Below are 16,499 nucleotides of genomic sequence, written 5' to 3' on the forward strand. Positions count from 1 at the left end.
CAGATCGCTCACAGTGCCATCGGCAGCGCAGTCTGGCGCGCGGGGTTGAAGCGCAAGTAACAAGGCACAGGTAAATACATGAAAGTTCTGGTAGTCGATGATGATGTGGTGTCGCGCATGGTGCTGATGCACCTGATCGACAGCTGCGGCCAGTTCGAAATCGTCGAAGCCGAAGATGGCGAGGATGCGTGGCAGCAGTTGCAGCAAGGGCTGCGGCCGGCCATCTGTTTCTGCGATCTGCGCATGCCCCGCTTGTCCGGGCTGGAGCTGCTGCAGCGCCTGCGCCAGCATAGCGACTTTGCTACGCTGCCGTTTGTGCTGGTCACTTCGGCCAATGATACCCATACGGTGGAGGAGGCAAGCCAGAGCGGGGCGAGCGGCTATGTGGTCAAGCCGTTTCAGGTCGATCAGGTGCGCCAGCACCTGTTGGCGCTGCAGGATGGCGGCCAGTCCAGCTACCGCCACCTTGCCGAGGAACCGGCACGCACGCTGGCTAGATTGGGCATCAATGGCGAACGCCTGCTGGTGTATCTGAATGGCTTTGCCACCCAGCTTACGGCGGCGAGCGAGGAACTGGGCCCGTTGCTGGAGCAGGGGCATCAGGACGAATTGCGCCAGCGGCTGGACCGCCTCCATGCGGGCTGTGTCACGCTGGGACTGAGCGGAGCGGCGGCCTGCTTGCAGCAACTGCAGGCAGCACCACTGTCGGTGGCGGCACTTCAGACAGCATTGAAAACTGTGCTGCGCGCCGTCAGCTATCAGACCGATCTGGTTTTGCAGGCTGCATCCTGATAGTCACGCTGGTCCGCTGTGGGCCGGTAAATTCTCCAGTGTTCCGTTGCGCTGCCCGCGCTTTGCCCTTGCTGGAAAAATAGTTTAAACTTAAAGTATCTTCCGATTGCGGGCGATGTGTGCGACTATTTTCGATAGGGGATCATGAAGCCTATGCCAGCCAGTTCTGCCAGTGCCCATACCGACCTGTTTGCGCGCGCCCATTTGCCGCCCGCAGAACTGTGGCCGGAGTTGTGTTTCGATCTGCCCGAGCTGCAGTATCCGCCGCGCCTGAATTGCGTCGTCGAGCTGCTCGATAGTGCGCTAGCACGTGGAGATGGCCAGCGCATAGCTTTGCGCGGCGAGCATGATAACTGGACTTACGCCCAATTGCACGCGCAGGTGAACCGTATTGCCCATGTCTTGCGTGGCACGCTGGGACTGGAAACGGGCAACCGCGTGCTGCTGCGCGGGGCAAACACGCCGATGATGGCGGCCTGCATACTGGCCGTGCTGAAGGCCGGCTGCATCGCCGTGCCCACCATGCCGCTGCTGCGTGCCCGCGAGCTCGCTGTGATCGCGACCAAGGCCGAAGTCAACGCCGTGCTGTGTGCCGACAGCCTGCGGGCCGAAGTGGAAGCGATGGATCTGACCGCAGCGGCACGCCAGCACACGGTCTACTTCGGCGGCACCGGTGACGCCATGCTGGAGACGCTAATGGCAGGCCAGCCCGAGGCATTCGCAGCCACCGATACGGCTGCCGACGATGTCTGCCTGATCAGCTTCACTTCGGGCACGACCGGCATCCCCAAGGGCACCATGCATTTTCACCGCGACGTGCTGGCCATCTGCGATTGCTTCCCCCGCTCGGTACTGCGCAGCGAGGCTGACGATATCTTCATCGGTACGCCGCCGCTAGCCTTTACCTTCGGCCTGGGTGGCCTGCTGCTGTTTCCGTTGCGGGTGGGCGGCAGTGCCGTGCTGCTGGAAAAGCTGACGCCCGAAACCTTGCTGGTGGCGATAGAGAAGTACCGCGCCACCATCTGCTTTACGGCGCCCACTTTCTACCGCCAGATGGCGCCCCTGTTCGGGCGCTACGATCTGACCAGCCTGAAAAAAAGCGTCTCGGCCGGCGAAGCCCTGCCTATCGCCACGCGCGAAAGCTGGCTGCAGGCCAGCGGCCTGACCATGATAGACGGTATAGGCGCGACCGAGCTGCTGCACATCTTTATTTCCGCAGCCGGTGATCAAGTCCGTCCCGGCGCGACCGGCAAACCCGTGCCCGGCTATCAGGCCTGCATCCTCGACCAGCAGGGACAGCCAGTGGGGCCGGGAGTGATAGGCCGGCTGGCCGTAAAAGGTCCGACCGGCTGCCGTTATCTGGCCGATGCGCGCCAGCGCGACTATGTGCTCAATGGCTGGAACCTGACCGGCGATGCCTACGAGATGGATGCGGACGGCTATTTTTACTATCGCTCGCGCACGGACGACATGATTATTTCGGCCGGCTACAACATCGCCGGCCCGGAAGTGGAGGACGTGCTGCTGCGTCATCCTGCCGTGGCCGAGTGCGGCGTGATCGGCCGCGCCGACGAAGAGCGCGGGCAGATCGTCGAAGCCCATGTGGTGCTGCGCTCCGGCTATGCGGCCGCACCGGAACTGGTGGCGCAGTTGCAGGAGTTTGTCAAAGCCCAGATCGCACCGTATAAATATCCGCGCGCCATACGCTTCCTGCCCGCGCTGCCGCGTACGGAAACGGGCAAGCTGCAGCGCTTCAAGCTACGCACAGAATAAAGAGATTCGTATGAATATTGTATGCATAGGCGGCGGACCAGCCGGCCTGTATTTCGGCCTGCTGATGAAGAAGCAGAACCCGGCCCACCAGATCACGGTGATAGAGCGCAACCGCCCGTATGACACCTTCGGCTGGGGCGTGGTGTTTTCCGACCAGACGCTGGGTAATCTCGCGCTGGCCGATGAGGTCAGCGCGCGCGAGATACAGACTTCCTTTAATCACTGGGATGATATCGACACCTATTTCAAGGGCGAGAAAGTCAGCTCGGGCGGCCACGGTTTTTGCGGCATAGGCCGCAAGCATCTGCTGAACATACTGCAGCAGCGCTGCGAGGAACTGGGCGTTGCGCTGGTGTTCGAGACGGAAGTCGAAGACGATCAGGTCATTGCGGTCCGTTATCAGGCCGATCTGGTGATTGCTGCCGATGGCCTGAACAGCCGTATCCGCACGCGCTATGCCGCCAGCTACCAGCCGCAGATCGATGCGCGCCGCTGCCGCTTTGTCTGGCTGGGCACGCGCAAGAAGTTCGAGGCCTTCACGTTTGCCTTCAAACAGACGGAGCATGGCTGGTTCCAGGCGCACATCTACCAGTACGATGGGGTGACATCCACCTTTATCGTCGAGACGCCCGAAAGCGTATGGCGCGCGGCGGGGCTGGAGCAGATGACGGCGGAACAGTCGATAGCCTTCTGCGAGCAGTTGTTTGCCGACATACTCGGTGGCCATAGCCTGATGTCGAATGCCGCGCATCTGCGTGGTTCGGCCATGTGGATGGTGTTCCCCCGCATCGTTTGCCAGCGCTGGGTGCACTGGCAGGAAATCGGGCAGCGGCGCGTGCCGGTGGTGCTGATGGGCGATGCGGCCCACACGGCGCATTATTCGATAGGCTCGGGCACCAAGCTGGCGCTGGAAGACGCCATCGAACTGGCGCGCTGCTTTGCCCATGCCGATGATACGGCTAGTGCGCTGGAGAGCTACCAGCGTGTGCGGGCGGTGGAGGTGATCAAGCTGCAGAGCGCTGCGCGCAATTCGATGGAATGGTTCGAAAACGTGGAGCGCTATACGGCGCTCGAAGCGCCGCAGTTTGCTTATTCCATGCTGACGCGCAGCCAGCGCCTGTCACATGAAAATCTGCGCTTGCGCGATGCCGCCTATGTGGAGGACTATGAGCACTGGTTCGCCCAGCGGGCCTATGCGGCAGTGGGTCTGACGGCGCCTGTAATGCGGGGCGCGGGGAATGCGAGCGAAACTGCTGCACCGCCGCCGATGTTCACCCCACTCAAAGTGCGCGAGCTGGTGCTGAAGAACCGCATCGTCGTCTCGCCGATGGCGCAGTACAGCGCAGTTGACGGCACGGTCGGCGACTACCATCTGGCCCACCTCGGTGCGCGCGCGCTGGGCGGCGCTGCCATGGTGTTTGCCGAGATGACCTGTGTGTCGGCCGATGCGCGTATCACGCCGCATTGCCCCGGCCTGTATGCGCCAGAACATACGCAGGCGTGGCGGCGCATCGTCGATTTCGTGCACCAGCATAGCGATGCCCGCATTGCCATCCAGCTCGGTCACGCCGGTGCCAAAGGTTCCACCCGTGCCATGTGGGACGGCATAGACCAGCCGCTGGAACGCGATAACTGGCCGCTGGTGTCGGCTTCGCCGCAGCAGTATCTGGCAGGCGTGTCGCAAGTTGCGCGCGCCATGACGCACGAGGACATGGCGCGCATCAAGCAGGACTTTGTAGGGGCCACGCGGGCGGCTGAACAGGCAGGCTTTGACTGGGTCGAGCTGCACTGCGCGCACGGCTATCTGCTGTCGTCGTTCATCTCGCCGTTGACTAATCAGCGCGAGGACGAATACGGCGGTTCGCTGGAAAACCGTTGCCGCTATCCGCTGCAGGTGTTTGCCGCCATGCGTGCAGTGTGGCCGCAGCATAAACCGATGAGCGTGCGCATCTCCGCGCATGACTGGGTGGATGGCGGGATTACACCTGACGACGCGGTGCAGATAGCGCGAATGTTCAAGGCGGCCGGCGCCGACATGATTGATTGCTCGTCTGGACAGGTCAGCAAGGCCGAGCAGCCCGTTTATGGCCGCATGTTCCAGACCCCGTTTGCGGACCGCATCCGTAACGAGGCGGACATAGGCGCCATCGCGGTGGGCTCCATCTTCGAAGCCGATCACGCCAATGGCATCATCGCCGCAGGCCGTGCCGACCTGTGCGCAGTGGGGCGCCCGCATCTGGCCAATCCTGCATGGACGCTGACGGAAGCGGCAAAGATAGGCTATAGCGCTGTGCACTGGCCGCGCCAGTACCTGCCGGGCAAGCAGCAGCTCGAGCGCAATCTTGAACGCGAACGGCAACTGGCCGCCAGCAGCAGCGGGCTATCGCCCCAGCAGCAGGCAGCCCGCCTGCTCGAGGGATGAATTCAATATGGAAGCAAAAGAGATGCAAGTACCGTCTGAAAATACGCCACAGGATGACGATTCGCCTGTGCTCGATCTGGCTAGCCGCCTGACGCAGGATCATCACCAGTCGCTCAAGCTGTGGCTGCGTATGCTGTCGTGCACCACCAAGATCGAAAATGAAATCCGCAGCCGTTTGCGCGCCAACTTCGGCATTACTTTGCCGCGCTTCGACCTGATGGCACAACTGGAACGCTACCCGCAAGGATTGCGCATGGGCGAGCTGTCCAAGCGCATGATGGTCACGGGCGGGAATATTACCGGCATTACCGATCAGCTGGAGCAGGAGAAGCTGGTGGTGCGGGTGGCGGATCCGAAAGACGGCCGCGCTTACAGCGTAAAGCTGACAGCGGCCGGCCGCAAGGCCTTTGCCACCATGGCGGCCGTGCATGAGAGCTGGGTGGCAGAACTGCTACAGGACATGTCGGCCGGCGATAAAGGACAATTAATCGAGTTACTGTCGCAGATGAAGCAGCACCTGTATGCTGCGGGCGACAAATAATCCGCCACGCGGAAGGATGCACAGTATGCGATATTTACCCGGCAAAGCACAGCAGCTGCCCGGCAACCGTAGCCAGCTTGGCGACTATCAGGCCAGCCATTTTCTGTTCGAAGTCAGAGGCCGTGTGGCGACGCTGACGCTGAACCGTCCCGAACGCAAGAACCCGCTCACCTTCGATTCGTATGCCGAGCTGCGTGATCTGTTCCGCGCGCTGGCCTATGCCGACGACATCAAGGCCATCGTTATCACGGGAGCCGGAGAGAATTTCTGTTCCGGTGGCGATGTGCATGACATTATCGGACCACTGACGGAACTGGATATGCCCGGTCTGCTGGCCTTTACCCGCATGACGGGCGATCTGGTCAAGGCTATGCGCGCCTGTCCGCAGCCCGTGATTGCGGCAGTGGATGGTGTGTGCGCCGGTGCCGGCGCCATCTTGTCGCTGGCCGCTGATCTGCGTTATGGCACGGCGCGCAGCAAGACGGCCTTCCTGTTCACCCGTGTCGGCCTGGCCGGTTGCGACATGGGGGCGTGTGCCTTGCTGCCGCGCGTGATCGGGCAGGGGCGGGCGGCTGAACTGCTCTACACGGGGCGCTCCATGTCGGGCATCGAGGCGGAACGCTGGGGCTATTTCAACAGCCTGCATGAGCCGCAGGACTTGCTGGCTGCGGCGCAGGCCATGGCGCTGGGCTTGGCCGAAGGCCCGACCTTTGCGCATGGCATGACCAAGAAAATGCTGCAGCAGGAGTGGAATATGGGCGTGGACGAAGCCATCGAAGCGGAAGCGCAGGCGCAGGCCATCTGCATGGCGACCAACGACTTCCACCGCGCCTACCATGCGTTTGTGGCCAAGCAGCGCCCCGCCTTTGAGGGCGATTGAAGCGGAATCACTATGAGCGATAAATCTTATCTGGACTGGCCATTTTTCGAAGCACAGCATGCGGCCCTGGAGCAGGCGCTGGATAGCTGGGCCAGTCAGCATATCAGCCAGCAGCATGAACCCGATGTGGACCAGGCCTGTCGCACGCTGGTGCGCCAGCTCGGTGCCGCTGGCTGGCTGGCCCACGCAATTGCCGGCAGCGAGTGTGGCGCGGCGGGTGCGACGATCGATACCCGCGCCATCTGCCTGATACGCGAAACGCTAGCGCGCCACAGCGGGCTGGCTGATTTTGCCTTTGCCATGCAGGGGCTGGGCTCCGGTGCCATCTGCCTGCATGGCAGTGCAGCCCAGAGGGCGGCCTATCTGCCCCGCGTGGCGCGCGGCGAGGCGATTGCCGCATTTGCCTTGTCCGAACCGCAGGCAGGTTCCGATGTGGCGGCCATGCAGTGCGCTGCTGTGCGCGATGGTGACGAATATGTGCTCGACGGTGAAAAAACCTGGATTTCCAATGGCGGCATCGCTGACTTTTACGTGGTGTTTGCGCGTACCGGCGAGCAGCCCGGCGCGCGCGGCATCAGTGCCTTCATTGTCGATGCCGGCACGCCCGGCTTTGAGATCGCCGAGCGCATCGAAGTGATTGCGCCGCATCCGCTGGCGCGCTTGCGATTTAATGGCTGCCGTATTCCGGCCAGCCAGCGCATAGGCGAGGCCGGGCAGGGCTTCAAGGTGGCGATGGCGACGCTCGATGTGTTCCGCACTTCCGTTGCGGCAGCGGCGCTGGGCTTTGCCCGCCGTGCGCTCGATGAAGCCATGCAGCGTGCGACAGGGCGACAGATGTTCGGCCAGGTGCTGGCCGACTTCCAGCTGACGCAGGCGAAGCTGGCGCAGATGGCAACCGGCATCGATGCAGCGGCCTTGCTGACCTATCGCGCCGCATGGCAGCGCGATCAGGGCCGCATAGTCACGAAAGAGGCAGCCATGGCCAAACTGACGGCGACCGAAACGGCGCAGCAGGTCATCGACGCGGCCTTGCAGATGTTCGGCGGGCTGGGTGTGGTGAGCGAGCAGCCGGTGGAACGCTTGTATCGCGAAATCCGTGCGCTGCGCATATACGAAGGCGCCACCGAGGTGCAGCAATTGATCATAGCGCGCGAACTGCTGCGTGCAGCGAAGAACAAGGATATGTGATGGATTTTCTACAACCGCCGGGATGGGCGCGGCCACGGGGCTATTCGAACGGGGTGGCGGCGAGCGGGCGTATGGTGTTCGTCAGCGGCATGATAGGCTGGGACGGACAGGGCGTGTTTCATAGCGATGATTTTGCTGCGCAGGTGCGCCAGGCCTTGCTGAATGTGGTGGCAGTGCTGGCCGAGGCGCAGGCGCGCCCCGAGCATATCGTGCGCATGACCTGGTATGTGCTCGACAAGCGCGAATATGTGGCGGCCTATAAGGAGATCGGTGCTGCCTATCGCGAAATCATAGGCAAGCATTTTCCGGCCATGACGGCGGTGCAGGTGGCCGGGCTGGTGGAGGATAGGGCACGAGTGGAGATCGAGGTGACGGCGGTAGTGCCTGCATAGAGATTTGTTGCGTTAAACGGACGAGCCGTTTTTTAGTTCAGCGGTAGTATTTGAGAATAGATGGTGTATTATAAATATGCCAACGTCTAAACTCGCGGCCCCTGGGCCGGCTCGGAGGGAATATGGAACTAACAAGCTCGTTACCAAAATTCCGTGAATGCTCAGGCGATAGAAAGTATCGAGATCTCTCGCCAGTTGACTTGCAAACCGAAGATAACCTCAACCTTTGGCGGCATCTGGAAAATTTAGCGCAGATTTCGGGACGGGAAATTACCAGCCTGCGAGTGCTAGATTTCGGTTGCGGGCGTGGTGAGTTTGTTGGTTATTTGCGAAGTAAGGGCGTACAGGCGTTCGGTGTCGAGATTGACGAAAAACTAATTGCCTCAGGTGCTATGCTCGAGACGATGTATCCGGACTCGGTACCGTTATTGTCGCTGGTGGGATCTGACGGTAAGGTTGGCTTTCCCGACGGATATTTCGATATTATTGTTGCCAATCAAGTCTTCGAACATGTTGCCCAGTTGGATGGCGTGGCTGCCGAATTGTATCGTTTGCTCGGCACTCAAGGATGCCTGCTAACGCTATTCCCGGCCCGTTTCAGGCTGATCGAGCCACACTACCATTTGGCATTGGTCCATTGGCTGCCGAAAGGGGCGCTACAGCAAGCGATGATCCGATTACTGGTTCGGCTTGGTTTTGGCGTACCACCACCGGGCAATATGTCGCGGCAAATGATGGGCCGGGTAATTGCGGAATATGCACAATGTGAAACCTTTTACCGATCCAATAAGCAGATAGGCGGGCTTTGTTCAGCCAGAGGAATTGAACTAGATTTCAGATTAATTCCACAACAGATGTTAAGCAAGAAGCTGGAACGTCTGTCGGGTCTGAAGCGCTTGGCCTATGTTGGGCTTGCCAAACTTTTGCCGCTTATCGCGCTGCGGAATAACTTTAAAACCTGTGCCGCCGTAGGTCGCAAGCACAGGCTTTGATCAGTTCCGGATAAGTGATGAGGTGCAAGCGCGCAGGGCCTGTTGCTCGGCGCGCGTAGCGGAAAACTGCCGACTATTAGCTGCGGTAACGCGAACTGATCTGCAATCGGTCGATGACTTGAATTCCGTCAAGCTGGTTAAATGTGTGCCAAGGAGTACTCGCAGTATTGTATTCGCTTCCCCATGCTTGCACGATTTCTTCTTCAAACTCGGTTTCGCTGAGTTTGACGATGCGAGTGCAAACGGTTGCGCCGCCATACACAGTTGAACAGTCCTGCGCTACGCGGTGCAAGTTTCCGTCTTTCGAAATCCACATATTGCCCGCCGGGCGAGATGAGCGAGCGTCGATTTTTACTGGGTTTAAGCTGTGTGCTTTCCATGGCCCGGTAAGCTGATCAGCCATATAAATGTGCAGCGTATCGTCCATGCTCGCGCCGCGGTCACCGTGGCTGGCAAACATCCAGAGCTTGTTCTGATAACGAATCAGAGTCGCATCAGCTAGCGACTGATCGCTGATCAGTGGTGCTAATTTTTCCCAATTTAAAGGATCATCGCCACAACGATAGAGGTAAAGTTGGCGGCTCATGGAGGCATCTGGAATCATATAGGTCTGTTCATTTTCGGTGAACAGGAACGGATAGGAGAGATGCCAAGGTTCGTCGAGCACTATTTGCGGGGCGGACTTGGGCTGGCCATCAGGTGTAAGCTCCATGGCACTGATGTTGCCTTTGCCGGTAGAAAACGGCAGGGCTTCGAAAACCAGCCATAGACGGTTCTTAATTTTTACCAGGAAAGGATCAGCCCAGAAATCGCTGGCTGGCGGCGCAATCACATGTGAGAAGCGAGCTTGTGTCGGACTATCTTCTGTATGCGTAAATATCTCCAGTCGCCACTGATCACGCCAGAGTAGCTTCTTAATAATCGCTCTGAGCAAACGTAAGAATAGATGCGTGGCTGATCTGGGGGCTTGTGTTGCGCGCGGCTGCGGCAGGCCTGCCGCAGTAGGTAGAGCTTGCCGAGCCAGTGCACCACGTAATAGCGCTGGCACTTTTGCGGCAATAAGTGTCGTGCTCTTGCAAAGTGAGCGGTGGTCCATGTCCAGCTCGCCGTGGAAAAGCAGCTGTGCGTTATAGCCGTCCGTGCTCCATACTTTGGCTGCAAGGGTGGCGCCTGGAATGGCAAGCCGGTCACGTGCAGCATCGTTTATGTGCCCGAGTGCCAGTCCCTCATATTCGATATAAAGTATGGCTTGTTTGCGAAGCAGTGCTTGTTGCTTAGCGCCTGTTGCAGTATAGGCAAGCAAAGTAGTGGCAGTATCTAGCGGGCCGGCAGGCGGCACGGATTCCAGCTTTGCCGTGAGAGTGGCGGAGTCGGCACGGCCATATAAGGCGCGATCGAGGCAGCGGAAAAGTGAATCGAGCCAGCTATTATGTGGCCGATATTCATCGGCGTCCGGCGCCGCCGTCTGATCGTGAATCAAGGTCCATTCTGCAGCCAGCGCGTTGATTGCAATGATAAGACCCTGCGGCCATGTCGCAGGATGGGGGAACCCTATCAGTTGTAGTAGTTTCGGGCTTCCTGCATTTACATCCATCAAGGCTTCTCCAGTTTATCTAACAAGCAGGGCGAATTACGCCGTACGTTAAAGGCAAGCGCAGAGCGGTGATGGTCCCCCCGACTGGAATCGAACCAGTATCCCACGCTTAGGAGGCATGTGCACTATCCATTGTGCTACGGGGAGGCCGCGGGCGTCATTATAGCGGACCCATACTCGTGCGCGTAGAGCCCGATGAAAGTTTCCATTAGCCGTGTCGCGGCCTGCGCACCATCACATCCAGGACGCGCAGCCCGTTCGCTTCGCCTACGGTATGTATACGCAGCCACGCAGTATTTTGCGGCGGGAGTAGCTGACCTTCCGATTGCTCCTCATAATGATCCGGACTTAACTGAGTGATCCGGCGCCATTCTATATGGTGACCATAGGCCGCTGCACTATTTTGTGCCGGCCGAAGCAGGCCGCGATCATCGGCGATGATAGGGCCAGCCGGGCGAGCGCAGCGGATGTCGGAGACCACAGGATTACATGCATGGGGTAGCCACGGGCCACGTAATTGCTCAGCATGGTAGATGTGCAGCTCCTCGCCCCGTTCAGCGCCTTCTTCCACTACGCTGACCCACATCCACCAATGTCCTTCAGGCGAACGCCAGATCGTGGTATCAACCGCATTCACGCCTTTTAACAGTACAGTGTCCAGTTCCCACTTACCGGGAAAGTCTACACAGCGATGCAACTCGACTTGTCTGGTGGCCGAAGTCTCCGGCACCATTAGCAGTTGGCCTTGCTCTTGCAATACAAATGGATAGCTCAGATGATGAGGTGTCTCCATGACCGCAAGCGGGCTACCATAACTTCCGTCGGCTTTAACCTCGATTGCCAGCAAGCGGCCACACGGAGCAGCGAATGGCAGTTCCTCGAACATGATCCAGTAGCGATCCTGCCAATACAACGGCATGGGGTCGGCCCAGAAAACCTCCCGAGGTGGAACGACGAAATGGAAATGCTCCAGGTCGTTCCAGTCCGGGTTAGGATCGAAAGTAAATGCCAGTTGCCATTGATCCAGGTATTTTCGCCGTTCTAGTCGGTTGCGCAGAATACGCAGGGCTACACCGGCAAGCAATTCAAATCCGTGGGGTGCAGTGCCTACTGGCGCTAGCCATTTTGCCGCCGTATCGGCTAATGCGGGTGGCAGCAGTTGTTGCTGCGATTGTTGTGCTGCGAGACACCGTACCATGAATGCTTTGGCCTTCTTGAGTGCACGTTGTCGTGTCGCGGCGAGTGAGTTGGTCACAGCGGCGCTCATCGACCGATACAGCAGTGTGGGTGGCGAGGCAGCAAAATCATACAGGCAGGTTTCGCAGAGGTGAGGCGATTGCAGCATTTCCTGTGCGCTGGCCAGCGGATGCATGGCCATGTTGTTACCCAGTGTCAGTCCCCATACGGCGATGTGGGCAGGTAGCGGGACGGCAAAGCTGGGGGCGGTTGGGAGTAGCCAGATCACCAGTCCGGTACCATTGTCGCACCACTCAGCAATGGCTTGCTCGGGGACGCTAGTGATGCCTTGCGTGCTCGTCCAGTTGGCCTCCGCTACGTGCGCAGGGACATGTGCAGGCGTTTTCAACTGGTCTATCGAAACCCCGCGTGCCATCAATCGTTGATCGAAGGCTTGGTAAATACGTGCGCCTAAGCCTAGGGCAGGCGCAGCGCTTGCTACCCGGGTCCAGCCTGCCCACACGGTTTTTTCAATGGCCAGCATATCCAGCAGCATGCTATTGGCCCAGTCCGGTAACTGCGGGCCGCTACTGATCACCTGTATCTGAATCTGGGATGAGCTCATTTTGTGCGCACTAGATTAGACAACAATTCAAGATAGTGTTGGGCCGCCGCTTCCGGTGCATGATGGCTGGAAAAAAAGCGTTGCGCCCGCATGGCATAGTCTGCGTGCAAGGGCGCCTGATTCATTAGCCGCTGCACTTGATCGCACAGGTCGTGATCGTCCGATGCCAGGACATACGGTGCTTGACCATCGAGGCGTGAGCCGGTATCGAACAAGGCGACGGTAGGAACGCTGCGTGCCCAGGCTTGCAGGAATGTGTTAGGGAAGCCTTCATGATCTGAGGTATTCACGAACAAGGCTGCTCGGTCGAAATAGACGTCGGCCTCCGCAAAGGGCAGAAAGCCCATGAACTCCAGATTCGGCAATGTCGCGGCTTCGTCGGCAATGTGCTGGTAGTAAGCCAGAACTTCCGCAGAGTCTCCCATGGCGCCACCTATCATGCGGAATTTCAGGTGCGGCAGGGCTCGAGCCAGCGCGAGAAAACGGTCAGGCCGTTTCACCTTGCGTATCATTCCCACCCATAAAATTTCGTCTGGAGGGCTGGCGGACTGGTTCATCGTTGCATCGCCAGGACGCGCATAGCAACTGGGAATTAGCACCGCGTCGCGTTGGTAGTTCGCACGCAGCAGTTCCTGCTGACGCGGATTCTGTACCACCACGGCATCCGCCTGGCGCAGGCCGCGACGGAATAGCCATTGATCGCGCCGGTTATGGACATTGGGCGGGCCCGGTTCGAAATCCAGATTTGACGCACCGGCGTAGATGGCGGCCTTGCCGTTGAGACGGCACCAGCTTGTCATCAGACCGGTATCGTTACCGGAGCTACGCTGATAGTAGATGTCGGCATTGGCGCGGCGCATGGCGCTAAACAGTCCAGTAGCGCGCGGATGGAAGAAGCGCAGGCCGCGGATACCGTCATCCGGTGCATAGGTGCGCAGCACCCGGATTCCGTCTATCCATTCTTCATCGGCCTGGCCATAGTCCATGCAGATGAAGGTGACCTTGACTCCCGCCTTGACGAGTGCGCGCGCTATCATGACTTGCTGAACCTGGGCGCCGCCCAGTTCGCGTGAGTCTCGACGACCGGCCAACACGGGGTAGGCGGTCAATGCCAGCATGCATAAATGGATAGGCTGGCTCATGATGCAAGCCCAGCCGGACGCGGAATGTAAAGCTCATACACCGCTTCGAGCGCATCGACAGCGCAATCGAGTGTGGCGTGCTGGTTGACCCAGTCCTTCTGGATTTGGGCCAGCTCTTTGTCTTCTGCTGCGCGTATGATGGCTGCCGCCATGGTATGGCTATCCCGTTCAGTCACCACTTGCCACGGCTGCGGCAAGATCATCTGGATGTCGGAGTAGGCAGTACTGACCACAGGTACGCCAGCTGTCATGGCTTCCAGTACGACATTGGGGAAACCTTCGCGCACCGAGGTGGAGAAAAATACATCAGATTGCGCCATCAATTCGATTACCTGCTTGCTATTGCCAAGGCGGTGCACGTTTTGTTGCAGCGGCAGGGTTGCAAACGCGGCTTCAACCTGTTCCGCATAGCTATCCATTTCCGCTGCACCGCCGGCCGCGTAGGTCATGAACTGATAGATAGGCGCGCCGACGAAGATGACATGCCATGGCGTGTCTGCCTGCTGCAGCAATGCGCGCGTGGTTTCTACCGCCAGCAGAAAATCTTTGTCGGGCTTGACCATGCCGACAAAGCAAGCGACTTTGGCTTGTTCAGGTATGCCCAGCGTCTCGCGCATACCTGACGCAGCCGCAGCGCGGCGCTGTACTTCCGCGACATCTATGCCATTCCAGGTAACATGAATATGATTTTTCAGGCTGGGATACATTTGCTTGGCCAGCGCTGCTCCGGCCCAGGAATTGGCAACCACACCGTCGCTGCGCCAGCGACTGGCCAGATGTGCCACTGTCTGTGCGGGGCGTAAGGCATAGTCGCTACTGCGCTCTGCGCTGAGCACGGGAACCTTTCGTCCCATGCCGGCAAGGCGTGCATATAGGTTGCCGTCGAATAGGTAACCATGGATCAGATCTGGCTTCCAGTCCCGCACAACGCGTCGCAGGCGCTGCAGCAAAGGCAGATCGAGCCGGCTATTACGGTTGTCTTCCCACAAGGTCACCCCGGCAGCGCGCACCTCGTCGGCACGATCTTTTTCCGTGGATAGAAGATAAATCGCAACTTCATGGCCGCGCGCTTTCATACCTATTGCTGTGACGATGATCTGCGTTTCAGCGCCGCCGAAGCCTAACGACGGGCAGACGATCATGATGCGCTTACGTGTGCCAGCAGGTTTTACTGGCTGTAGCGGAGTGGTTGGGTTGACAGTCATAGCTCAGTGTGAAGAAATGGACGGCGTGTTGAGTAGGGTGTGCGGTAGCCACCCGAACTTGCGTGCGATGAGGTAATAGGGGAGTGGTAAAACAACACCCAGCATTAACATGGCTGGTAAAGGTGCAATCGCTTCGGGGCGGAACTCAAATATAAGTCGGCCCAGCCCTGCCAAGCCCCAGGAAACGGCCATCATGGTGAGCAGCGTTCCCCAGGCTTGAAGCCGGCGTATGGGAATGTTGAGATAGTTGCCCAATTGCCGAATTAGCAGACTGCGTTCGATAAAGGCCACCAAAACACCGCCGGCGGCGGCGCCAGCAAGACCGAAGGCGTACGCGCTAATGACACTGATAACGAGCGATAACAGCAGCAAAGGGGTGCTGATGCGCGCCGAATAGTGCATTTGGCCGGCGAGCAATATCATACTGTTCAGTTCAACTATCTGCAGCAACCAGCTGACCGTTAACACCCGCATCACGGGGGTGGCGCCCACGTATTGTGCCGTGTAGATGGTTGTGTAGATCGGCTCGCCAAAGCACCAAATAAATGCGAGCAAAGGCAATGCGAAAAATGCGACGACCAGGTTGGCACGGTTGTTGGTATCAATAATTGCGTCCCAATCGCCTGCCGCGTGCTGCTTGCTCATGGTAGGCATCAGGGTGCTAGAAACGGCGCGTCGCATCAAAAGGACTAGCGAGCTAAACACTGCACCCAGGGAAAAGATGGCAAATTGTACGGTGCCAAAAATTGCTGCTGCAATCCACTGGTCGGCCTGACGGCGTATGGAAACCATGAGTGAAGACAGGCCGATAGGCCAGGCTAGCCGGACCTGTGCCGACCAGTAACTGCGGGTTGGTAATGTGCTGCCAAAGCGGTGTTGGCGGCGCGCGTACACGAGGATCATGCCCAGCCTGACCAGCGCTGAAATCGACAAGGCATAAAATACATAGTCTAGTTGTTCGTAGTGGATCGCTGCGGCACTCGCAAGTACGCAGCGCAGTAGCGCCAGAATAATGACGGCTCTGGCTTGCCAGTCGCCGCGTTCGTCAGCTACGGGCAGATAGTCCAGTAAGCCACCGGTGACCCAGATGCCGGTGAATAGCCCCGCCAGCCACGCCATGGCGCGAAACTCGGCCGTAGGACCGAAGTAGGCAATACCTATAGTGACGCCGCAGGTCGATATGGCTCCGATCAGCAGCATGTACCAAACTCCGACCGCTGCATGCGATTCTCTTTCCAAGCCGCTTGTACGGGGGAGGAAGTAAGCCAGTGTGTTGGGCATGCCCATCGGTGCGATGGAAGCCAGGCCGGCCGCAATCAGCCAAACTAAGCGGTAATCGCCAAAAGCAGCCTGTGACAGGTGGCGAACCAGCAGCATCGGTAAAACAACTTGTAAACCAACTTCTATGACCTGAGATAAGCCCAGCCACAGGGAACGGCGTCCAACCCCCATTACCCACCCCTTTTTACGCTAGGAGAAACGATGAATTTGAGGGGAGGGAGCTGGCGCGCAGGCATGGGGTGTTGGCTTATCTGTTTAGGGCGACGAAGAGGCTACCGGAAGGCAAAGTATTGTACATCATGCATGCGTTGTTAGCGTATGTTTAAGGCGTTGCGTTTTTCCATATAAGCTATATTTATATCTTTTTGATAATTGCCGTTCCAGTCTGATAGGGGTATCCTACCGAGAAATCTCTACACCATAGGAAATAATTTCTTTACGGAAATAAGCTTTTCCGCTATCGTGACTAAGGATGTGTTGCAGTCAGTGCAGCCAG

Annotated in this window: 13 protein-coding genes and 1 tRNA gene; 8 read left to right on the forward strand and 6 right to left on the reverse strand. The window is 58.6% G+C overall.

Features of this window, described 5'->3' with window-relative positions:
- The first annotated feature begins 78 nt into the window (after positions 1–78).
- The 8 genes from GM655_RS11080 to GM655_RS11115 all read left to right on the forward strand — a co-directional run bounded on the left by GM655_RS11080 (position 79) and on the right by GM655_RS11115 (position 8,980).
- On the forward strand, positions 79–792 hold the full coding sequence (locus GM655_RS11080; protein ID WP_155434708.1) for a response regulator: 714 nt from the start codon (positions 79–81) through the stop codon (positions 790–792).
- A gap of 144 nt (positions 793–936) precedes the next feature.
- Positions 937–2,565, forward strand: a complete 1,629-nt coding sequence (locus GM655_RS11085; protein WP_196308742.1) for an AMP-binding protein — start codon at positions 937–939, stop codon at positions 2,563–2,565.
- A 10-nt stretch (positions 2,566–2,575) separates the two neighbouring features.
- Positions 2,576–4,987 (forward strand): bifunctional salicylyl-CoA 5-hydroxylase/oxidoreductase, encoded by a 2,412-nt coding sequence (locus tag GM655_RS11090; protein ID WP_155434709.1) that lies wholly within the window; start codon positions 2,576–2,578, stop codon positions 4,985–4,987.
- Between the two features lie 22 nt (positions 4,988–5,009).
- Positions 5,010–5,528 (forward strand): MarR family winged helix-turn-helix transcriptional regulator, encoded by a 519-nt coding sequence (locus GM655_RS11095; RefSeq protein WP_155434710.1) that lies wholly within the window; start codon positions 5,010–5,012, stop codon positions 5,526–5,528.
- A gap of 25 nt (positions 5,529–5,553) precedes the next feature.
- Positions 5,554–6,408, forward strand: coding sequence for an enoyl-CoA hydratase family protein (locus tag GM655_RS11100; protein ID WP_155434711.1), 855 nt, complete (start codon positions 5,554–5,556; stop codon positions 6,406–6,408).
- A gap of 12 nt (positions 6,409–6,420) precedes the next feature.
- On the forward strand, positions 6,421–7,596 hold the full coding sequence (locus tag GM655_RS11105) for an acyl-CoA dehydrogenase family protein (protein ID WP_155434712.1): 1,176 nt from the start codon (positions 6,421–6,423) through the stop codon (positions 7,594–7,596).
- Positions 7,596–7,988, forward strand: a complete 393-nt coding sequence (locus GM655_RS11110; protein WP_155434713.1) for a RidA family protein — start codon at positions 7,596–7,598, stop codon at positions 7,986–7,988. The genes GM655_RS11105 and GM655_RS11110 overlap by 1 nt, the downstream gene beginning before the upstream one ends.
- A gap of 122 nt (positions 7,989–8,110) precedes the next feature.
- Positions 8,111–8,980, forward strand: a complete 870-nt coding sequence (locus GM655_RS11115) for a class I SAM-dependent methyltransferase (RefSeq protein WP_155434714.1) — start codon at positions 8,111–8,113, stop codon at positions 8,978–8,980.
- A gap of 76 nt (positions 8,981–9,056) precedes the next feature.
- Here the strand turns inward: GM655_RS11115 and GM655_RS11120 are convergent, their stop codons facing one another.
- The 6 genes from GM655_RS11120 to GM655_RS11145 form a co-directional block, all read right to left on the reverse strand.
- On the reverse strand, positions 9,057–10,574 hold the full coding sequence (locus GM655_RS11120; protein WP_443094155.1) for a glucosamine inositolphosphorylceramide transferase family protein: 1,518 nt from the start codon (positions 10,572–10,574) through the stop codon (positions 9,057–9,059).
- 72 nt (positions 10,575–10,646) lie between these two features.
- A tRNA-Arg gene (locus tag GM655_RS11125) sits at positions 10,647–10,721 on the reverse strand.
- A gap of 61 nt (positions 10,722–10,782) precedes the next feature.
- Positions 10,783–12,375, reverse strand: coding sequence for a glucosamine inositolphosphorylceramide transferase family protein (locus GM655_RS11130; RefSeq protein ID WP_155434716.1), 1,593 nt, complete (start codon positions 12,373–12,375; stop codon positions 10,783–10,785).
- Entirely contained in the window at positions 12,372–13,517 is a 1,146-nt protein-coding gene (locus GM655_RS11135; RefSeq protein ID WP_155434717.1) for a glycosyltransferase family 4 protein, read from the reverse strand. Before GM655_RS11135 ends, GM655_RS11130 begins: the two co-directional genes overlap by 4 nt.
- Positions 13,514–14,659 (reverse strand): glycosyltransferase, encoded by a 1,146-nt coding sequence (locus GM655_RS11140; RefSeq protein WP_196308743.1) that lies wholly within the window; start codon positions 14,657–14,659, stop codon positions 13,514–13,516. Before GM655_RS11140 ends, GM655_RS11135 begins: the two co-directional genes overlap by 4 nt.
- Positions 14,660–14,725: 66 nt before the next feature.
- A complete protein-coding gene (locus GM655_RS11145; RefSeq protein WP_155434719.1) occupies positions 14,726–16,174 on the reverse strand; it encodes a lipopolysaccharide biosynthesis protein in 1,449 nt (482 codons plus the stop codon).
- Positions 16,175–16,499 lie beyond the last annotated feature (325 nt).

The sequence above is a fragment of the Pseudoduganella danionis genome, assembly GCF_009720775.1.
Lineage (GTDB): Bacteria > Pseudomonadota > Gammaproteobacteria > Burkholderiales > Burkholderiaceae_D > Rugamonas > Rugamonas danionis.